Source organism: Nonomuraea turcica, assembly GCF_030718205.1.
Classification (GTDB): Bacteria; Actinomycetota; Actinomycetes; order Streptosporangiales; family Streptosporangiaceae; genus Nonomuraea.
In genome coordinates, this window is sequence record NZ_JAUZQF010000009.1 from 152,509 (window position 1) to 172,512 (window position 20,004).

A 20,004-nucleotide genomic window follows, 5' to 3' on the forward strand; every position below is an offset into this window, starting at 1 on the left:
GATACAATACATTCGTGTCAATGGAATTCCCAATCCCAGCCGCTGACAGCCACGCCGGACGAGTGCTGCTCCACCATCAAGGGCCGGTGTCGGTGGTGACGCTGAACCGGCCAGAAAGGCGCAACGCGCTGTCCCGCCAGATGGTGTGCGACCTCATCGATGCGCTCGTCGAGGCGGACGGGCACGACCAGACGGCAGCCATCGTGCTCACCGGTACGGGCTCGGCGTTCTGCTCGGGCGACGATCTGTCGGAGGCGGCCCGCACCGACACCGAGACCTTCGACGAGACCATCGAGGGGCTGCAACGCGTTACGAGAGTGCTGCTCACCTCCGACAAGCCGAGTGTCGCCGCGATCAACGGCGCGGCGATGGGCGGCGGCCTGGAACTGACCCTGGCCTGCGACCTGCGGATGGCCGGCCGGGACGCCGTATTCGCCTGCCCGGAGGTGGCCTGGGGCCTGGTGTGCACGAATGGGGCGTCGGTGCTGCTGCCGTCCCTGGTCGGGCACGGACGTGCGCGCGACATGTTGCTCACCGGACGGACCTACGACGCGACGTGGGCCCTGGCCGCCGGCCTGGTCAGCGAGGTCCTGCCCGGTGACCAGGTCCTCGACCGGGCTGTCGCACTCGGTGCGGAATTGGCGAGCCGCGCGCAGGCCGTCCGGCTGACCCGGCGGTTGATCAGCGACGGCGGTCATGAGGATCTGCTGCGTGCGCTGGAACGCGAGGCGGTCACGGTCGGAGAGGCGCGACGCACCGACGTGGCCGAGACTAACCTGCGCGAGTTCGAGGCTCGCCGGGCGCGAAGGGAGGCTCGGTCATGATCGAAGACGTGCGCACCCTCAGCGACCTCGTCGACCAGCACGCCCGTACCCGGCCCGACCACCTGGCAGTGCGGGTCGAGGACGACGCACTCACCTACCGCCAACTGGCCGCGCGAGTCCAGTCGGTGGCCGCCGGCTTGGCGGACGACGGCGTGTGCGCGGGGCAGAGCGTGGCTCTCGTCCTGCCGAACTGCGTCGAGTTCGTCATCTCCTGGCTGGCTCTGGGCCGGATCGGGGCCGTGGCGGCGCCGGTGAACACGGCGCTGCTGGGCGATGGGATCGCGGCCGCCCTGCGGACGTCCAGGGCCGAGGTCGCGATCGTCGATGAACAGTTCCTGCCGGCGCTGGGGGAAGCGCTGCTGAACGAGGTGAACCTGCGCGCGGTCTTCGTCCGCAGCCAGGCCGATGCCCACGCCGATGCCGCTTCCTTCCGGCGCTGGGAGGACCTGGCGGCGCCCGCGTCCTCTGCACCCCGTCACGACACCCGTCCGGGAGACCCCAGCATTCTGCTGTTCACCTCCGGCAGCACCGGCCGCTCAAAGGCCTGTGTGCTGCCGCACCGGTATGTGCTCCGGCAGGCGGAGGTCTTCTCCGAGCAGCTCGGTCTGACCGCTGACGACGTGCTGTTCTGCCCCTTCCCGCTGTTCCACGCCGATGCCGCGATCTTCACCGTCGCCCCCGCGCTCCTGCTCGGCGCGACCGCGGCACTGGTGGAGCGCTTCTCGGTGCGGCGGTTCTGGGACCAGGTGCGCCGCTTCCAGGCGACCGTCTTCGACTTCATGGGCGCGACGCTGACCATGCTGGACAAACAGGAGCCCGCACCCGACGACGCTGACAACCCCGCCCGGCTCGGCTGGGGCGTCCCGCTCCCGCAGTGGGCAGGTGACTTCGAGCGCAGGTTCGGCGTCGAGCTCGTCGAGGTGTACGGCCTCAGCGACACCGGGATCGTGCTGTACAACCGTCCTGGTGAGGCACGTCGCACTGGGGCGTGCGGACGTCCCGTCCACCCGTTCGACGTCAAGGTTCTGGATCCCGACGGATTCGAGCTGCCGACCGGCGAGGTGGGGGAGATCTGCATCCGGCCCCTTGAGCCGCACGTGATCCTGAACGAGTACCTCGGCATGCCCGAGGTCACCGTCCAGGCGTGGCGCGACCTGTGGTTCCACACCGGAGATCTCGCCCGCCGGGACGACGACGGCTACTTCTACTTCGTCGGCCGGGGCGCGGACGTGATCCGCCGACGCGGGGAGAACATCTCCGCCCTGGACATCGAGGCGGTGATCAGCCGGCATCCCGCCGTGCTGGAGGTGGCGGCGTTCGGCGTGCCGAGCGACCTCACAGAAGAGGACGTGATGGCGGTCGTGTCCCTTCGGCCGGGCGAGAGCCTGGACACCCGCGCCCTGCTCTCCTACTGCGACGACCGGCTACCCCGCCACATGCTGCCGCGCTACGTCGAGTTCACCGGTCCGCTGCCCAAGACGCCGACCGAGAAGATCGAAAAGCGCGTGCTCAAGTCACGCGGAACCGGCCCCCACACCTTCGACCGCGAAACGCGCGACTGACCACCGCTTTCCGCCACCGACGACAAGGGTTCCACAATGACCAACGCCTCTTCCCTCAACCACCCCGCTCTCGGCAACGCCACGGCGATCGTGACCGGCGGCGCGAAGGGCATCGGCGCCGCGATCGTCCGCAGACTGGCCGCGTCGGGCGCCGCCGTCGCCGTCATCGACCTCGACGCCGCAGCCGCGCAGGCGCTCGCCGACGAGGTGCCCAACGCTTTCGCGCTGACCGCCGACGTCGGCGACCACGCGTCCATGAACGAGGTCGTGGAGGCGGCCTGCACACGGCTGAACGGCCTGGACATCCTGGTCAACAACGCCGGCTGGGATCACGTGAAGCGATTCGCCGACACCGAGCCGCCGCTGTGGGACAAGCTCATCCACATCAACTTGAAGGGCGTGTTCAACGCCACTCACCTCGCCCTTCCCTGGCTCGTCGCACGCGGCGGAGGCCGCATCGTCAACGTGGCCAGCGACGCCGGACGCGTCGGCTCCTCCGGCGAGGCGGTGTACGCCGCGTGCAAGGGCGGCACGATCGCCTTCACCAAGTCCATCGCCAGGGAGACCGCCCGCCACGGCATCGCCGTCAACTGCGTGTGCCCCGGCCCCACCGACACCCCCCTGCTCGAAGAGATCAAGCAGGACGAGCGCGCCGCGGCCACCATGGACGCGATCGTCCGCGCCACCCCCGACAGGCGCCTCGCCCAGCCCGAGGAGATCGCCGAGGCGGTCGCCTTCTTCGCCGCGTCCCCGGCACACGTCACCGGCCAGATCCTGTCCGTCAGCGGCGGCCTGACGATGGCCGGGTGACGGCAGCAGTGATCGCAATCCGGTAGGTTCAGCACACGAGATGGTCTCGTCAGGTAGGAGCCGAACGATGCCGCGCCCGCGCGCCGCCGATGCGGCGGAAACGCCCCGTCGTATCCGCTCGGCAGCCATCAGCCTCTTCGCCGAGCGAGGGTTCCACGGCACGGGCATCCGCGACATCGCCACACAGGCCGGCGTCACCCTGTCCTCGCTCTACCACCACTTCGGCAGCAAGGACGACCTGCTGGTGGACATCATGTTCACCAGCACCGCCCCGCTCAAACAAGCCGCCGACCAGGCGTATCAGGCGCTGGAGACACCCTGCCGACGCCTGGCGATGCTGATCGAGCAGCATGTGTGGGAACACGTCACCGACCGGCTGGCGAAGATCGTCAGCGACACCGAGATCCGGGCGCTGTCCGGTGAGCGTCGCGACCGCGTGGTGGGCCTGCGCGACTCCTACGAGAACGTGTGGCGGACCACAGTGGAAGGAGGCGTCGCCGAGGGCGTGTTCACCGTCTCGCATCCCAAAGCGCTGACCATCGGCCTGCTGGAGATGTGCACCGCGGTGTCCCACTGGTTCCAGCCCAGCGGCGACCTCACCCTGCCGGAGCTGTGCCACAGCTACGCCGACGGGGGCCTGGCCATGGTTCGCGCCGCACGCGAGGGTCGCCCCGTGCGGCGCGTGGACCTGGAGATCGGCGAACCTACGCGGTTCCTGGTGAGCTGATCGCGGGAGCACGCTGGTTGGTGGCGAGAGTGTTCTTTGCAGCGCGGAAGGGAGATCATCAGGTGTCACAAGTTCTCGTCATCCTGACGTCTCACGGGCAACTGGGCTCGACAGGGCAGGCGACGGGCGTGGGGTTGCAGACGTTTGCGTCGCCGTACTACGCACTGAAGGAGGCTGGTGTCGAGGTTGTCGTCGCATCACCACTTGGTGGCGACCCGCCGGTCGATCCTTTGAGCTTCGGCGAGGGCGTCGAGACGGTGGCTTTGCGGAGGTTGAATGAGGATGTCGACGCGCGAGCGCTACTGCGTGCGTCGCTGCCCCTGCGGAACGCGGCATCGACTGACTACGACGGCCTCTTTTTCGCGGGTGGCCATGGCGGAATGTGGGACTTCCCCGATGATCTCGTGGTCGGTGGCCTCATCGCCGCGGCGCTGAACGCGGGCAAGCCCGTTGTCGCGGTGTGCCACGGTGTTGCCGCATTGTGCGGGACCGATCCGGTGAGCGGCCGACCACTTGTCGAGGGGCGGAGGGTGACGGCACTGACGAACCAGGAGGAGGCCGCACTCGAACGCGACGCTCTCGTGCCATTCTTGTTGCAAGACCGACTCATGAAACTGGGCGCCGAGTTCGATGAGGCGGCCAAATTCACCTCGCACGTCGTGGTCCACGGCTCTCTGATCACCGGGCAGAACATGCGGTCGGCCGACGAAGCTTCGCGCGCCTTCCTGGCCGCACTCGCCTCGCGGTGCGCATAGGACCAGGTTGCGCCGACCCACAGCCAAGAGCCGAACCAAGCCACGCGACACGCCGCCCCGAGGTGTCGCACACCTATCGGAACTCCTGTCGCACGCCAGCCGGAACCCCGTCGCCCAGCTGCCGGAAACACGTCCTCAGAGGGCGATTCACGAGTTGCAGGGCGGTCGGTGGGTGCGATCGCCGGAACTTCTCTATGATCACCGACTTGCCGTTGTTGGTGGACACGAATAGCCGCAGGTTCCGCATCCGCTGACTCTCCGGCCGGGCCAGCAACGTCTCGATTGGGTCAGCCACCTCGGTGGCACGGGTGTAGCCCAGAACGACATCACCCGCCCGGCGCCGGGAGATCCGCGGGCTGTTCGGGACTGTACGGTCTTCGGCTCTGGCCCGTAATCGGTGGTGGCGCTGGGTGACACCTATCAGGCTGGGCCGTGCTGAAGATCGACGATCTTACGGATGTGGTGTTTGCGGGCCTGTCTGCCCTGGTCATCGAGGGTGTGGAGGGCGAGGACGACCTCATTCGGGTCACGACCCGTACTCGGGATAAGCCGGTGCCATGCCCAGTGTGCGGGAGGCTGACCGGCCGGGTGCATGGCTACTACAGCCGGACGGTGGCCGACGTCCCGGTCGACGGTCGGCGGGTGGTGATCTCGGTACAGGGACGGCGTCTGCTCTGCCCGGCGTGGGAATGTGCTCGGCAGACGTTTCGTGAGCAAGTGCCCGGGCTGCTCGAGCGCTACCAGCGTCGGACAAGCAGGCTCACCGGCCAACTGGGCGCGGTGGTCACCGAGTTGGCCGGCCGGGCGGGCGCTCGGCTCTCGGCGGTCCTGGCCGTCACGGTCTCCAGATCCACGGCACTGCGCCTGCTGATGCGGCTGCCGCTGCCACCGCTGCGGATCCCGCGCGTGCTCGGTGTCGATGACTTCGCGCTCAAGCGCCGCCACCGGTATGCCACCATCCTCACCGACGCCGAGACCGGCGAGCGGATCGATGTCCTGCCCGGCCGCGGTGCCGACGCCCTGGAGGCCTGGCTGCGCTCCCACCCGGGGGTCGAGATCGTGTGCCGCGACGGGTCGGGCGCCTACGGCGAGGCGATTCGACGTGCTTTGCCGGATGCGGTGCAGGTCAGCGACCGGTGGCACCTGTGGGCGAACCTGTGCGACAAGACCCTGGCTGAGATTCGTTCCCACAGCGCCTGCTGGGCCACGGTCAACCCGCCCCGGCCCGCCGGCGTGCGCGAACAGACCACCCGCGAGCGCTGGCAGCAGATCCACGACTTGCTGGACAAGGGCGTCGGCCTGCTGGAGTGCGCCCGCCGGCTGAATCTGTCTCTCAACACAGTCAAGCGCTATGCCCGCACCCGCGAACCGGACGCCTTACGCCGTGCTCCGCGCTACCGGCCCACCCTCGTCGATCCTTACCGCGATCACCTACGCGAGCGGCGCGCCACCGACCCGGCCGTGCCGGTTCAGCAGTTGTTCCGCGAGATCAAAGAGCTCGGCTATACCGGCAGCCTGAACCTGCTCTACCGCTACATCACCCAAGGCCGAGCCGAAGGAGAACGGCCCGTCACCACCCCGCGCCGCCTGGCCCGTCTCCTGCTCACCCACCCCGACCGGCTACGCGACAGCGACACCCAGCTGGTGCAGGAACTTACCGCGGCCTGTCCCGAACTGACCGCCCTTGCCCGCCTGGTCCGCAGCTTCGCCGCACTCCTCACCCCAGCCGAAGGCAACGACACCAAGCTCACCGCCTGGATCACCACCGTCCGAGCCGCGGATCTGCCCCATCTGCACGGCTTCGCCAACGGCATCGAACTCGACCGCGACGCCGTGAACGCCGCCCTCACCCTCCCGCACCACAACGGCCGAACCGAAGGCGTCAACACCCGCACGAAGAAGATCATGCGGCAGATGCACGGCCGTGCCGGCTTCGACCTTCTGCGCCACCGCATCCTGCTGCAGTGAAGATCGCTCAACGCCACCACCGATTACGGGCCAGAGCCGATCACTGGACAGACCCGGCCATGAACACGCTCCTATGGCCGGATCTTGGCAAAGTATTGTATCGATCGATCGAATCAATTAGGCTGCCGCCTCAAGCGCCGGGCAGCCGCGGCCCTCTCATCGCGTGCCGAGGCTGCCCACGCCCGCGTTTCCCCCATCTGCGGTCGGCCTTACTGGAGGCGAACCCTTGCCGCACCACAACGACTGGAATCCCCCACAGGCGCTGCGGCGATCCCTGCGACCTCGACATCTCTCCATGATCGCGCTGGGAGGCGTTATCGGGGCAGGGCTGTTCGTCGGTTCCGGCGCCGTCATCCACACGGCGGGCGTGCTGGCTCCGCTTGCCTACGCGGCGGGCGGAGTGATCCTGCTCCTGGTGATGCGCATGCTCGCCGAGATGGCCGCCGCACGGCCCTCGGTCGGCTCGTTCTCGGACTACGCCCGGCTCGCCCTAGGAGATGGGGCCGGGTTCATCATCGGCTGGACGTACTGGTACTTCTGGGTCGTGGTCGTGGCCTTCGAGGCCGTGGCCGGAGCCGAGATCATCGGCGAGTTTCTTCCACACATTCCGCTCTGGGTCATCTCCGCCGCCGTCATGGGCGTGATGAGCGTGGTCAACCTGCTGTCCGCGCGAGGATTCGCCGAGGCCGAGTTCTGGTTCGCCGCCGTCAAGGTGGCGGCGATCGTGGTCTTCCTGGCGATCGGGGTCGCCGCGTTGTTCGGCGTGCTGCCCGGACAGCCGGCGCACGTTCTGGCCATCGGCGACGGCCCGCTCGCCCCGATGGGCGCCGCCGGGGTGTTGAGCGCCATCACCGTGGTGGTCTTCTCCTACTTCGGTGCGGAGATCGTCACCATCGCCGCCGCGGAGGCCACCGACCCGGTCAGGGCAGTCGTCAGGGCAGCCACCACTGTGGTGTGGCGGGTCATCATCTTCTACGTCGGTTCGATCGGCCTCATCGTGTTGCTGATCCCGCATGCCGAGATCCAGCCGGGCGAGAGCCCGTTCGTCGCCCTCCTGGAGCGGCTCGGCGTTCCGGGGGCGGCCGTCGCCATGCAGCTCGTCGTGCTGACCGCCGTGCTGTCGGTGCTCAACGCCGGCATCTACACCGCGTCCCGCATGCTGTTCGCTCTCACCGCTCAAGGTGAGGCGCCGCGCTCCCTGGCCAGGACCACGGCCCGCGGCACGCCGATCCGTGCGATCGTGCTCAGCACGCTGGCCGGCTGGCTGGCGGTCGCGGTGGCCTACCTCGCCCCCGAGGCGGTGTTCGCGTTCCTGCTCAACGCCGCGGGCAGTGTCGCCTTGGTCATCTACGCCATGATCGCGATCTCTCAGCTACGGCTGCGCAGACTCGTCGAGCAGGAGGGTGGAGAGCTGCGCGTCAGGATGTGGGGTCATCCGTATCTGAGCTGGTTCACGCTGGGGCTTCTGGTGGCGGTCGCCGTCAGCATGGTCGTCCTGCCCGAAACGCGTGGCCAGCTCGGGCTCGGGCTGGTCGCGCCCGCCGGGATCGCGGTGATCTACCTCCTCCGGCGGCTGCTCCGGCCCAGGGCCGCGTCCGTTCTCGCGACTGATAAGGCGCAGTGACCAGCGGTTTCAGCCAAACACTTGAAGGAGACATGACGAATCACCCGCGTCACGTGACGATCATCGGCGGGGGCACCATGGGATGCGGCATCGCCGGCCTCATGGCCGCCACGGGCAGCACCGTGACCGTGGTCGAGGTCGACCAGGCGGCCGCCGGCCGGGTGGCCGAACGGGTCCGCCGAGAGTGGCCGGACGACGCCGACGCGCTCGCCCGGCTGGAAACGACCACGAACCTCTCGCGCACCCCGCCGGAAGCGGACCTTGTCATCGAGGCCGTGGCGGAGGACGCGAAGCTGAAGGCGGACGTGCTCGCCGCAGCCGGCAGGGTGGCGCCCCATGCGATCCTCGCCACCAACACCAGCTCCATCGCCATCGGCCGACTGGCACAGGCCGTCCATGCCCCGGACAGGTTTCTCGGGCTGCACTTCTTCAATCCGGTCGCGAAGTCGGCACTGGTCGAGATCGTCACCAGTGAGCGGACAGCGTCGCGGACCGTGGAACTGGCGAAGAGCTGGAGCCAGAGGTGGCAACGCCACCCCGTCGTCGTCCGCGACAGTCCCGGGTTCGCCACCAGCCGCCTCGGGGTGCTGCTCGGCCTGGAGGCGATCCGCATGGTGGAGGAGGGCGTGGCAGAGCCGCACGACATCGACACCGCCATGGTCCTGGGCTACCGGCACCCCATCGGCCCGCTACGCCTGACAGACCTGGTGGGGCTCGATATCAGGCTCGCCATCGCCGAATACCTCTCCGGTGAGCTCGGCGACCGGTTCGCGCCACCGCGACTGCTGCGCGAGAAGGTCGCCGCCGGCCTCCTGGGCCGCAAAACAGGACAGGGCTTCTACACCTGGACGAGCCGCGCAGCCAACGGCCGATAACCCGCAGCCAACCGAATGGGAGACCCATGTGCGATGAAGTGATCACCGAGTACGCCGACGGCCTCGCCGTCATCACCATCAACCGCCCGAAGGCACGCAACGCCATCAACAGCTCCGTCGCCGAAGGCATCGCCGCCGCGATGGACGAGCTCGACGCCCGCCAGGACCTGAAAGTCGGCATCATCACCGGCGTAGGAGACGTCTTCTGCGCCGGCATGGACCTCAAGGCGTTCCTGCGCGGAGAACGCCCCTACGTGCCAGGACGCGGGTTCGCGGGCCTGGTCGAGGCGCCTCCGCGCAAACCGCTCATCGCCGCCGTCGAAGGCTACGCCGTGGCGGGCGGATGCGAGCTGGTGCTGGCGAGTGATCTCGTGGTGGCCGCCCAGAACGCCCAGTTCGGCCTCCCCGAGGTACGTCGAGGGCTGGTCGCGGCCGGGGGCGGGCTGCTGCGCCTCCCCGGACGCATCCCGTACCAGGTCGCCATGGAACTGGCGCTGACCGGCGACTTCCTGCCCGCGGAACGGGCCCACGCGCTCGGCCTCGTCAACCGGCTGACCTCGCCGGGAGAAGCACTGGCGCAGGCCCGGCGGCTCGCCGCCGCGATCGCCGCGAACGGGCCGCTGGCGGTCCGTGTCACCAAGCAGGTCCTCGTGGAGTCACGAGAGTGGCCGGCGGAGGTCGCCTTCGACCGGCAGCGGGAGCTGATCGCCCCGATCTTCACCTCACACGACGCCCAGGAGGGCGCCCGCGCCTTCGCCGAGAAGCGGGCGCCGGTGTGGACGGGGGAGTGACTCAGGTGACCCGTTCCGACGGGTCACCGCCTGCTGTTACTGTCCGATACCGCAGCTCAAGCCCGTCGAGCAGGGACTCAAGACCGACCGCGAAGGCGCTCTCGTTGATCTCCTGCTGCCGCTCGGCGAGGAGATGCGCCTGCCCCAGGTGCGCGTAGTTCCCCTCGTACACGGTCGCGTCATCGGGAAACCCGCCGGCGAAGGAGCCGAGCGCCGAACCCGTGACGAAATACCGCATGAGCGCTCCCACCCGGGTGGCTTCACGGCGAGACCACCCGGCCGCGACCAGCCCCCCGAAGACGGCGTCGGCGATCTGCAGCGCATGAGGACGCCGTCCGGGCCCCCTGGCCACCACCGGGACGATGTTGGGATGCGCGGCCAGCGTAGCCCGGTAGGACTCCGCCCAGGCCGCCAAGGCCGTGCGCCAGTCACGGTCATCGCCACCGAGCCGGGCGAACATCGACGTGTCGACCTCGCTGAGCACCGCGTCCACGACGGAATCGACCAGCTCCTCTTTGGTGGCCACGTGGTTGTAGAGCGACGGTCCGCTAACCCCGAGTTCGGTGGCCAGCCGCCGCGTGGAGACGGCGTCGAGCCCTTCGGCGTCGACCAGGGCGAGAGCCGCGGTCACGATACGTTCCCGGCTCAGCAACGGCTGACGAGGTCGCGCCACGACGTTCTCCCTGCGCCTGGATGCCATCCTTGAAAACTTGCAACGCTAGTTTACCTGGATTACGATGCAATCAAAACTTGCACTGCTAGTTTTGGAGGACGGGATGAACCTCGAACTGTCCGAGGAACAGATCGCCGTACGGCAACTCGCTGCCGAATTCGTCGCCCGCGAGATCACTCCCCATGCCGGTGACTGGGACCGCGCGGAATCCGTCGACCGGACGATCGTGGACCGGCTCGGCGACCTCGGATTTCTCGGCCTGACGATCCCCGAGGAGTACGGCGGCTCAGCGGGCGATCATCTGGCCTATGCCCTGGTGTTGGAGGAACTCGGCCGGGGCGACTCCGCCGTCCGCGGAATCGTGTCCGTCTCTCTGGGCCTCGTCGCCAATTCGATCAACACCTACGGCGACGAGGACCAGAAGAAACGATGGCTGCCCGCCCTCACCAGCGGCCAGGCACTGGGATGCTTCGCACTGACCGAGCCGGGCAGCGGATCCGACGCGGCCGGGCTCACGACCAGGGCCGAGCGCGCCGGCGCGGATTGGCTGATCAGCGGTTCCAAGATGTTCATCACCAACGGCACCTGGGCGGACGTCGCCTTGGTATTCGCTCGTACCGGGGAACCCGGCCACCGGGGCATCACGGCCTTCCTCGTGCCGACCGACACTCCCGGCCTCGAACGCCGGGAATTGCACGGCAAGCTCGGCCTGCGCGGACAACCCACCGCCGAGCTGATCTTCGACGCCGTGCGCGTGCCCCGAACAGCTGTCCTGGGTCCTGAGGGCAAGGGTTTCTCCATCGCCATGGCGGCGCTGGCCAAGGGCCGCATGTCCGTCGCAGCCGGATGCGTGGGCCTGGCACGAGCATCCCTGGAGGCGGCCGTCGCGTACGCCAAAGAGCGCGAGCAGTTCGGCAAAACCATCGCCGCCCACCAACTCGTGCAGGATCTGCTCGCGGGCATCGCGGTGGACGTCGACGCGGCCCGGCTGCTGGTGTGGCGGGTCGCCGACCACATCGACCGCGGCCTGCCGTTCGCCACAGAATCCTCGATGGCGAAGCTGTACGCCAGCGAGGCGGCCGTGCGCGCCGCCAACGACGCTATTCAGATCTTCGGCGGCTATGGCTACATCGACGAATACCCGGTCGCCAAGTACCTGCGAGACGCCCGCGTGATGACCCTCTACGAAGGCACCAGCCAGGTCCACAAGCTACTGATCGGCCGGGCCCTGACGGGCGTCGCCGCCTTCACCTGAGCCAGTGAAAGGAACTCCTGATGCGTCCCGTCTACTTCGCCGCTGCCCGCCGAACTCCCATCGGCAAACTGCACGGCTCGCTGTCGAACGTCCGTCCGGACGACTTGGCGGCCACGGTCCTGCGCGGCCTGCTCGCCGACGTACAGGCACTCGACCCGGCCCGGATCGACGACGGCTACTGGGGCGCCGCCAACCAGTCCGGAGAGGACAACCGCAACGTCGCGCGGATGAGCGTCCTGCTCGCCGGCCTCCCGGACACCGTCCCCGGAGCCACGGTCAACCGGTTGTGCGGCTCAGGAATGGAAGCAGTGATCATCGCCGCCCGCACCGTCGCCGCCGGCGAGGCGGACGTCGTCGTCGCCGGCGGTTCCGAATCCATGAGCCGCGCCCCCTTCGTGCTGCCCCGCCCCGACGAACCCTTCCCGCGAACGCTCGATACCCACGACACACGCCTCGGCTGGCGACTCACCAACCCCCGGATGGCCGACCTGCACGGCGTCCTGTCCATGGGGGAGACCGCCGAAGAGGTCGCCACGCGGCATGGCATCACCCGTGACCAGCAGGACACCTTCGCCTTGCGCAGCCACCAGCGCGCCGCCGCCCACCGTGCCGGCGCCTTCGACGCCGAACTCCTGCCGGTCGAACGCGCCGACGGCGTCACGGTGACGGCCGACGAATGCATCCGCGAGAACACCAGCCCCCAGCGCCTGGCCTCACTCAAACCCGTCTTCCGCGCGGACGGTACCGTCACCGCAGGCAACGCCTCCCCCATGAACGACGGCGCCGCCGCACTCCTGCTGGTGAGCGAGCAGGCACTCGCCGACCTCGAACCGCTGGGCCGCTACGTTGCAGGGACGATCGCCGGCGTGCACCCCGACGTCATGGGCCTCGGCCCGATCCCGGCCACCCGCAAGGCGTTGACCCAGGCCGGCTGGGCGATCGACGACCTCGACACAGCCGAGATCAACGAGGCGTTCGCCGCCCAGGCCCTCGCCTGCCTCCAGGACCTGCGCATCGACCCCGACCAGGTCAACCCCGACGGCGGCGCCATCGCACTGGGCCACCCACTCGGCTGCTCGGGCGCACGCATCCTCACGACCTTGCTGCACCGCATGAACCGCACGAACGCCACAAAGGGCCTGGCGACCATGTGCGTCGGCACGGGGCAGGGCGTTGCAGTCCTCGTCCAGCACGTCTGACTCCGCCGGCGGAGACCATGACCCCTGGAGCCCGGCGCCGGGTGCGCGCATTGGCCGCGGCCGTGAGAAAAATCAGCCCAGGTCGTGGCGACCGAATCGCCCTGTTGTGTCCCGGCGTGAAGAGGTCTCACCACGTCCGCCACGCCATCCTTGCCGCAGGAGCGGAGGTCGTGCAGGTGAGCCCTCTGATGACGGCTGATGAGATCATGCGACTGCTCGTGGACAGCCGTGCCGAAGTGATGCTGTGCCACCGCAACATGATCGCCGTGGGTTCGCAGGCAGCGCGGATGGCGGGCATCCGGCTGTTCACCATCGGCCCACCGTCCAGGGCGCCGGGCTCCGATGGCCGTCTGGAAGACCTGGCAGAGGCGCTGGCCGCCAACGCGAGGGGATGAAGCATCACATTCTTACGATCGCTCGGCCCCACGAACTCCAAGACCACCGGCAGAACACTGGCGCCCTGACCCGCGCTGCGGCGCCGACGAGCTGGGCCGGTCCAGGCGAGATCGAACCCTGAACCGACCGAGGCCTTCCGCTTCGGCGGGACCTTACTCGCCGGGCGGAGGTGTACGGAGCGGCCAGAGGTTGCCGTCGCGTACGGCATCGGGCAGGGAGAAGCTGTAGCGTCCCAGGAAGTTCAGGTGATCGAACCCCGGGGGGCCAAGTCGGGCGATGTCGGCGGCCGAGATCTTCCTGCCTTCGGCCCGGAGTGCTTCCAAGGCCCGCGCCGTGTAGATCGTGTTCCACAAAATACAGACATTGGTCATGAAACCGCGCCTAGTTGATCTTCCTGGCCTTCTTTGTATTTTTGGCGGAGTTCGCCCTTCTGGCCGTGGAAGATCTTGCGGGCGAGGGTGTGGCGGGCTTCTTGGCGGTTGAGCTGGGTGTTGACGCGGCGGCGTAGGAGTTCGTCGTCGAAGTAGGAGGCCAGGTAGGTGGAGCGGTCGAGTTTGCCTAGCTCCATGAGGGCGCGGCCGATCGGGGTCGGGGTGCCGCCGCCGGCGAAGTAGCGGAACAGCTCGGCCGGCCGGACCGCGTTGGTCCGCAGCGCCCCCGCGACCCGCAGCAGTTCGTCCCAGTGATCGTTGATGAGGTCGAGGTTGACGCGGCTCTTGATCAGTGGGTCGAGGCGTTCGTAGAAGGCGGCGGGGTCGGCCCGGTACAGGGTGGCGCTGCCGACATCGGCCAGGCGTGGGGAGAACTGGAATCCCAGCAGCCGGAAGATCCCGAACGCGATCTCCGAGGCGCCCGCGGTGTCGGAGGCGATCTCGGTCGGTTGCAGGGACGTTTCCTGCTCCAGAAGCCCTTCCAGGAGGTAGTACCAGTCCTTGGGGGTGCCGGGGATGACGATGCCGTGAAACCCGGAGAACTGGTCGGAGGTGAAGTTGTAGCAGGTCACGCCCTTGGCGCCCTTGCCGAAGTACTTGGTGTTCGGCCCGGCGTTGATGGTCTTGACCGGGACCACGAACCGCAGCCCGTCGGCGGAGGCGAGTTCGCCGCCGCCCCAGGCCTGCACGAGTTCCAGGCTGGAGTGGTAGTCGACCAGGGTCGTGTTCGCCGCGGTGAGGGTCGCGGCCCGGATGTAGTTCTGCTCGGCCCAGAACAGCCGGTCCAGGGCGAGCGCGGGCTCGGTGTCGTTGACCATGGGTCAGATCCCGACATTCATGGACTGGGCTACCAGGACAGCGGCGATCGACTTGATCATGTCCTCGCGGCGGGAGGGCGCTTCGTCGGAGACGTGGGTGAAAGCGTTCAGGCAGCCGGTCCAGGAGTGGACCTCCAGCAGCGCTTCGGGCGCTGTTCAGGGTTCAACGCCGTCAACGCCATCAGACCACCCCTCCTCATAGATCGACTCGTCACACCTTCCCGCCGTACGCCAAGCGAGGATCCGAGCCAATCATGGACCAGGCTGTCAACGGATGTGACAGTAACCCCGGTTCACCGGACGTTTCCTACTCGGGGGCCAGTGGGAGCCGTGGACGTACGAGGAGAGCGACGGTTACCGAAGGTCCGTAGAAAGCCTCGGCGTTCAGTTCAGGCCAGGGCGGTCCCCCTTTGGGGGATGGCCCGCTGTGGCGGGGCATCCCGGAGCGCGGAGCGCGGACCCTCAGGTGGGGTGGCGTTGTGGCCCGGCAGCAGGTCTTCCACGACCCCGCCCGGCCGTCCCGCGTCGTCCTGCCGGTGGTTCCGGCCGGATGAAAGCGCAGCAAGCGCCGAGGCCGCGCAAGGCGGAATAGATGGGCAGAGACACCCGATCATGCACCACCGGCCACACCTGCCCGTGACCGAGTTCCGCCACCGGTCGTACCGGGCCAGGCCCGGCCGTTGCGAGGAGCCCAGCCACCTCGCACAGCAATTCGCCGACGTCGATGGGACGCCCCTGACCCGCACCATCCCTGAGAACCCAGGCCATGATGGCCGCGTCGAAGGTGAGCTGGTCGGCGTTGGCGGGACCTTCGGAATCGAATGTCGCTTCGAACGAGCCGTATCGGGCGACGCGCTTGACACGGGGGAGGGCGTTGTCGCGGCCCGACATGAACGAGACGCGGATCTCGATGGTCTGGGGGTGGCCAGACCAAAGTGGCGAAGGCGGCAGCTTGCGGCTCAGAAGCGTGTCGCGCGTTCGAGGAGGCTTGTCAGAACGGCAGGTTCCTGAACGGCCGAGACTGGCGGGGCTCCGTCAATGACGAGTGCAGGCACGCCTCGGATTCCCCTCTGGGTGGCGCGGCGTTCATCGGCTCGGACTTCAGCGGTGAACGCGTCGCCGGTCAAGAGTTCACCTACCTGGGCGCGATCAAGTCCGGCCTCGACGCCGAGTGCTTGGAGAACGTCCGGGTCGGCGATGTTACGGCCCATGGTGTGATAGCCGTGAAGGAGATGTTCCAGAACGGCGTCGGCCAGGCCGCAGGTGGCGGCCAGGTGGATCAGGCGGTGAGCATCGAAGGAGTTGACGGGCCGGGCCTGGTGCAGGTTGAGTTCCAGTTCCTCGGCTGCGCCGAGCGCTTGGATGTGGGCCACCCGGGCGCTCGCTCGGGCTGGGTCGTTCTGGTAGGTGGCGATCACCTGCGCCGCTGTCAGGCCGGGGATGGGGCTTCCGTACGGATCGAGTTCGAAACTGCGCCAGACGACGTTCACATCGTTTCGGCCCTTCAGGGCGGTGGCCAGTCTTCTCTTGCCGATGTAGCACCAGGGGCACAGGACGTCGAAGTAGACCTCGACTTGCATGATCGTTCGGTCCTTTCAGTCGAGCGCTGGGGTGGGCGTCGTGGCCTGTTCGGGCTGGCTAGGTGGTTGCGGCCGTGTTGCGCGCCGCAGGGTCAGGGTCAGCAGGGCGAGCGCGATGAGCAGGGGGATCGTGATGAGCGCGTGCACGTGGAGGCTGTGGGCGAACGCGTCCCGGGCGGTCTGGGCCAAGGGGATGCCGAGGCTTTCGGGGAGTTGCTGGGCTGCCTGGAGCGCGGCGGGCAACGTCTCGCGGGCGGCTTCGGCGACCTTGGCAGGGACGCCGTCGGGCGTGTGGCCGATCATGTAGTTGCCGTAGACGCCGGTGGCGATGCTGCCGAGCACGGCGATGCCGAGCGCGCCGCCGAGTTCGGCGCCGGTCTCGGAGATCGCTGAGGCGGCCCCGGCGCGTTCGGGCGGTGCCGCGCGGAGGACCAGGTTGGTTCCCAGGGCCATGAACGGGGTCAGCCCGGCGAAGAGGAGTACGGAGCCGGACACCAGGATGACGGGGTTTCTGTCCACCTGGGTGAGCAGGATGGGACCGATGACGGCGAACGCGGCTCCGGCGCTCATGAGGACGACTGGGCGGATTCGCTCGGTGAGGCTGGAGACCACCAGGGCCACGACGGTACCGGTGACCGCGGTGGGCAGCTGCCATAGACCGGCCTCCAACGGAGAGAAGCCGAGCACCAGTTGCAGGTATTGCGAGGTGAGCAGGCTGGTCCCGAACAGCACGATGCCGACCAGCACCATGCCTGTGACGGATACGGCGAAGGCAGGGAAACGGAACAATCCCAGGTCCAAGAGCGGGTTGGACAGCCGCCACTGGCGGCGTACGAATACCACGCCGATCATCAGGCCCGCGACCAGGACACCAGCGGACGGCAGGGCGAAGCCGTGGACGGCGAGATCCTTGATGCCGAACACGATCGTCAGAGGAGTCAGCAGCGACAGGACCACGCTGACCGTGTCCAGCCGCCCGGAAGCCGAAGCGCGGGATTCAGGGATCAGGCTGGGGCCGGTGACCAGCAGCAGGGCCATAGCGGGAATGGCGAGCAGGAACACCGACCCCCACCAGAAGGATTGCAGCAGCACACCGCCGACCAGCGGGCCGAGCGCACCACCGCCCATGAAAGCCATCATCCAGATCGTGATGGCCAGGGTGCGCTGCCGGACGTCGAGGAACAGGGCGCGGATCAGCGCCAGCGAGGACGGCGCCAGAGCGGCGGCGGCGACTCCCTGGATCGCCCGTGCTGCGATGAGCGTGCCGGCGCTGGGGGTGTATGCGGCGGCAACAGATGCGCCGGTGAACGCGACGGCGCCGACCAGCAGGATCCGGCGGTGCCCAAGACGGTCGCCGAGCGTACCCATCGTGACCAGTGATCCGGCGACCATGAAGCCGTAGATATCGGTGATCCACAGCAGTTGGGGGCCGTCGGGCTCCAGATCGGCGCTCAGGCTTGGCAGCGCCAGATAGAGCACGGACATGTTCATCATGACCAGCACGGCGGGGACGCCCAGGACCGCCAGGGCGGTCCACTCCCGCACTCCGGCTCTGGCAGGGGGCTTGTGGGCCATGGAAATCCGATCTCAGCCGCGGGCATTGCCGGCGGGGATGAGTAGGGTCTTGCCGATGGTGGTCCGGGCCTCGATCGCCCGGTGCGCGGCGGCCGCCGCCTCGAGCGGAAAAGTCTGGCCGATGACCGGACGCAGCTTCCCGTCGGCCGCGAGGTTCAGCGCGTCGACGATGAGAGCACGGGTTTGGGCCGGGTTCGGTGCGGTGGTGAGGCCGATGACGCCGATGGAGCGTGCCCGGAGTTCGCCTTCGTCGAGTTCGGCGTCGGCGCCGCCGGCCATTCCGTAGATGCTCACGCGTCCGCCGTCGCGTAGCGCTGCGATCGCCTCGGTGGCGATCCGGCCGCCGACCCCGTCGAAGACGAGATCGAGTCCGGCGCCGCCGGTCGCCTCCGCCACCCGATCCAGCCAGTCAGGCCGGGAGTAGTCGACATAGGCGGCCGCGCCCAGTGAGGTGACCAGCCCGGCCTTGCCGACGCCTCGCGCAGCGCCGATCACGTGGGCATCCGCGGCGGCGGCGAGTTGCACCAGCAGGCTGCCGACACCCCCTCCCGCAGCCTCCACTAGAACCCGCTCCGACGGCTTGATCTCCGCCTGCCGGTAGAGCAGCAGCGCCGTACGCCCATCGGCCAGCAGCGCGACCGCATCCTTGAGTTCCAGACCCGCGGGAACCGGAACCGCGTCCTGGGCCCGAGCCAGCGCCAGCTCGGCGTAACCGCCCTCGCCGCCGGTGGTGGTGACCACGACTGTTCCCATCAGGGCCGGGTCCACGTCTGCTCCGACGGCGACGATGCGGCCGCCCACGCCATTGCCGGGTATGCGGGGTAGCGCGGGCCTGCCGAACGGCCCGTTGCCCGAGCGCACCTGCGTCTCGACGAACGTGATACTCGCGTACGCCACCGCGACGAGCACCTGCCCCGGCTCTGGCACGGGATCTTCGACGTGCCGTATCCACAGGACCTCCGGCCCTCCGAACTCTTCCATGACGACGGCGCGCATGACACTCCTCTAAACGGATAGATTCGCTTCGTTTGGACTTAACCTATAACGGAGTGAATCGCTTCGCAAAGCGGATACAGTGAGCGCATGGCCCGCAGAGCTCCCCGGCACGCAGAAGCCGAACGCAACGACCAGGCCCTCCTGGAGGCCGCCAAGAAAGTCCTGGCCGTGGACGGAGCGCATGCATCGGTGGCGACGATCGCCGCACGCGCCGGAGTCGGCATCGCCAGCCTCTACCGCCGCTACCGTTCCAAAGACGAGCTCTTCCAGCACCTGTGCGCGCTCTCACTCGACCAGTGGATCCAGGCCGCCGAACGCGGCCTGCGACACAACGACCCTTGGGAAGGGCTCGCTCACTACATCAGCGCCTGCATCGAGTTCAGCGGCGGCTCCCTCGGGCCGCTGGCCGGCACGATCGCCGTCACCGACGAAATGGCGGCCAAGTTCACCAGGTCCGATGAGCTGATGCGAGCGCTGGTGGCCCGCGCGCACGCCGCCGGAGTGCTCAGACCGGACGCCACGGCCATGGACATCTCGCTCCTGATCGAACAACTCGGCAAGTCCCCCCTGATCGAACAACTCGACCGGCAGGGCCGCACCGACCTGACCGACGCAGCCCACAACGCCCGAAAGCGCACGATCGCCATCGCTCTCGACGGCCTGCGCTCCGGTCACCCTCAACTGCCCGGGACCGCACCCACTCCCGCCCTCCTCGCCGAACGCTGGGAGCACGCCCCCACAGACTCGACGAGGACGCCAGGACGGCCGTAGACCAAGGAAGCAGGCCGACGCAAAGGGGCCCGCAATCTCACAAACCCTCCCGGTCGCGGGGACCTATCACACCGGCCTCTTCACCAAGGTCGGCCGCCTGGCCAAGCTGCTGCGCGTGCCCACCCCTGCCGACCGCGGACCCGGACAGCCCGACGCCGCGCCGGCTCACTCGCCCCGAACCAGTCGCCCCGGCCGGATGACGCCAGGTCGGCACGGGCATGGATGAACGCGGCCGCCTGGGCAGAGCCGGCCTCAGTTGACCTGGTCCTTTTCCGATGGCCCCCTCGGAACCAGCCGTGCCCGCTTTCGTAGCAGCTGGCTCTCCAGTGCTCATCCTGGCATGCGTGTGGACGTCCGGCGTGGATGCCCTCATG

At 68.4% G+C, this 20,004-nt stretch carries 19 protein-coding genes and 1 pseudogene; 13 read left to right on the forward strand and 7 right to left on the reverse strand.

All coding sequences use genetic code 11. From position 1 onward, the window contains the following. The first annotated feature begins 20 nt into the window (after positions 1 to 20). From Q9G87_RS23930 to Q9G87_RS23950, 5 genes are all read left to right on the forward strand, one after another. Positions 21 to 824: an enoyl-CoA hydratase/isomerase family protein gene (locus Q9G87_RS23930; protein WP_305918680.1), complete on the forward strand. Its 804-nt coding sequence runs from the start codon at positions 21 to 23 to the stop codon at positions 822 to 824. Then, positions 821 to 2,386 (forward strand): AMP-binding protein, encoded by a 1,566-nt coding sequence (locus tag Q9G87_RS23935; protein WP_305918681.1) that lies wholly within the window; start codon positions 821 to 823, stop codon positions 2,384 to 2,386. The genes Q9G87_RS23930 and Q9G87_RS23935 overlap by 4 nt, the downstream gene beginning before the upstream one ends. A 36-nt stretch (positions 2,387 to 2,422) precedes the next feature. Further along, entirely contained in the window at positions 2,423 to 3,196 is a 774-nt protein-coding gene (locus tag Q9G87_RS23940; protein WP_305918682.1) for an SDR family NAD(P)-dependent oxidoreductase, read from the forward strand. A gap of 67 nt (positions 3,197 to 3,263) precedes the next feature. Next, positions 3,264 to 3,923 (forward strand): TetR/AcrR family transcriptional regulator, encoded by a 660-nt coding sequence (locus Q9G87_RS23945; protein ID WP_305918683.1) that lies wholly within the window; start codon positions 3,264 to 3,266, stop codon positions 3,921 to 3,923. Positions 3,924 to 3,985: 62 nt separating this feature from the next. Then, positions 3,986 to 4,678 carry a type 1 glutamine amidotransferase domain-containing protein gene (locus tag Q9G87_RS23950; protein WP_305918684.1) on the forward strand — a complete coding sequence of 231 codons (693 nt, stop codon included), beginning with the start codon at positions 3,986 to 3,988 and terminating at the stop codon, positions 4,676 to 4,678. A gap of 73 nt (positions 4,679 to 4,751) precedes the next feature. On the opposite strand, the gene Q9G87_RS60750 is transcribed toward Q9G87_RS23950, so the two are convergent. Then, entirely contained in the window at positions 4,752 to 5,102 is a 351-nt protein-coding gene (locus Q9G87_RS60750) for a TniB family NTP-binding protein (protein WP_371825817.1), read from the reverse strand. A gap of 8 nt (positions 5,103 to 5,110) precedes the next feature. Between Q9G87_RS60750 and Q9G87_RS23955 the strand changes: the two genes are divergently transcribed. The 4 genes from Q9G87_RS23955 to Q9G87_RS23970 all read left to right on the forward strand — a co-directional run bounded on the left by Q9G87_RS23955 (position 5,111) and on the right by Q9G87_RS23970 (position 9,936). Then, the gene (locus Q9G87_RS23955; RefSeq protein ID WP_452449834.1) at positions 5,111 to 6,646 is read left to right on the forward strand and encodes an ISL3 family transposase; all 1,536 of its coding nucleotides are present in this window, start codon (positions 5,111 to 5,113) and stop codon (positions 6,644 to 6,646) included. 295 nt (positions 6,647 to 6,941) lie between these two features. Next, entirely contained in the window at positions 6,942 to 8,270 is a 1,329-nt protein-coding gene (locus Q9G87_RS23960) for an amino acid permease (RefSeq protein ID WP_305918685.1), read from the forward strand. A 32-nt stretch (positions 8,271 to 8,302) separates the two neighbouring features. Next, positions 8,303 to 9,145, forward strand: coding sequence for a 3-hydroxyacyl-CoA dehydrogenase family protein (locus Q9G87_RS23965; RefSeq protein ID WP_305918686.1), 843 nt, complete (start codon positions 8,303 to 8,305; stop codon positions 9,143 to 9,145). Positions 9,146 to 9,171: 26 nt separating this feature from the next. Next, on the forward strand, positions 9,172 to 9,936 hold the full coding sequence (locus Q9G87_RS23970; RefSeq protein WP_305918687.1) for a crotonase/enoyl-CoA hydratase family protein: 765 nt from the start codon (positions 9,172 to 9,174) through the stop codon (positions 9,934 to 9,936). Position 9,937: 1 nt separating this feature from the next. Here the strand turns inward: Q9G87_RS23970 and Q9G87_RS23975 are convergent, their stop codons facing one another. Continuing rightward, on the reverse strand, positions 9,938 to 10,609 hold the full coding sequence (locus Q9G87_RS23975) for a TetR/AcrR family transcriptional regulator (RefSeq protein ID WP_305918688.1): 672 nt from the start codon (positions 10,607 to 10,609) through the stop codon (positions 9,938 to 9,940). A gap of 103 nt (positions 10,610 to 10,712) precedes the next feature. Here Q9G87_RS23975 and Q9G87_RS23980 point away from each other — a divergent pair, with 103 nt between their 5' ends. Genes Q9G87_RS23980 through Q9G87_RS23990 form a run of 3 tightly spaced genes read left to right on the forward strand, consistent with a single transcriptional unit; the run spans position 10,713 to position 13,458 of the window. After that, positions 10,713 to 11,864, forward strand: a complete 1,152-nt coding sequence (locus Q9G87_RS23980) for an acyl-CoA dehydrogenase family protein (RefSeq protein WP_305918689.1) — start codon at positions 10,713 to 10,715, stop codon at positions 11,862 to 11,864. Between the two features lie 20 nt (positions 11,865 to 11,884). After that, positions 11,885 to 13,063, forward strand: a complete 1,179-nt coding sequence (locus Q9G87_RS23985; protein ID WP_305918690.1) for a thiolase family protein — start codon at positions 11,885 to 11,887, stop codon at positions 13,061 to 13,063. A 41-nt stretch (positions 13,064 to 13,104) separates the two neighbouring features. After that, the gene (locus tag Q9G87_RS23990; protein WP_305918691.1) at positions 13,105 to 13,458 is read left to right on the forward strand and encodes an AMP-binding protein; all 354 of its coding nucleotides are present in this window, start codon (positions 13,105 to 13,107) and stop codon (positions 13,456 to 13,458) included. Between the two features lie 153 nt (positions 13,459 to 13,611). Here the strand turns inward: Q9G87_RS23990 and Q9G87_RS60755 are convergent, their stop codons facing one another. From Q9G87_RS60755 to Q9G87_RS24010, 5 genes and pseudogenes are all read right to left on the reverse strand, one after another. Beyond that, on the reverse strand, positions 13,612 to 13,830 hold the full coding sequence (locus tag Q9G87_RS60755; protein ID WP_371825812.1) for a Tn3 family transposase: 219 nt from the start codon (positions 13,828 to 13,830) through the stop codon (positions 13,612 to 13,614). Beyond that, positions 13,827 to 14,849, reverse strand: a pseudogene (locus Q9G87_RS23995) (transposase). Before Q9G87_RS23995 ends, Q9G87_RS60755 begins: the two are co-directional and overlap by 4 nt. A gap of 818 nt (positions 14,850 to 15,667) precedes the next feature. Then, positions 15,668 to 16,288 carry a DsbA family oxidoreductase gene (locus Q9G87_RS24000; RefSeq protein WP_305918692.1) on the reverse strand — a complete coding sequence of 207 codons (621 nt, stop codon included), beginning with the start codon at positions 16,286 to 16,288 and terminating at the stop codon, positions 15,668 to 15,670. 15 nt (positions 16,289 to 16,303) lie between these two features. After that, complete coding sequence (locus Q9G87_RS24005) at positions 16,304 to 17,863, reverse strand: MFS transporter (RefSeq protein WP_305918693.1); 1,560 nt, start codon at positions 17,861 to 17,863, stop codon at positions 16,304 to 16,306. Between the two features lie 12 nt (positions 17,864 to 17,875). After that, positions 17,876 to 18,859, reverse strand: a complete 984-nt coding sequence (locus tag Q9G87_RS24010; RefSeq protein WP_305918694.1) for a zinc-binding dehydrogenase — start codon at positions 18,857 to 18,859, stop codon at positions 17,876 to 17,878. An 87-nt stretch (positions 18,860 to 18,946) separates the two neighbouring features. Here Q9G87_RS24010 and Q9G87_RS24015 point away from each other — a divergent pair, with 87 nt between their 5' ends. Further along, positions 18,947 to 19,630, forward strand: a complete 684-nt coding sequence (locus Q9G87_RS24015) for a TetR/AcrR family transcriptional regulator (RefSeq protein ID WP_305918695.1) — start codon at positions 18,947 to 18,949, stop codon at positions 19,628 to 19,630. The last annotated feature ends 374 nt before the right edge of the window (positions 19,631 to 20,004 follow it).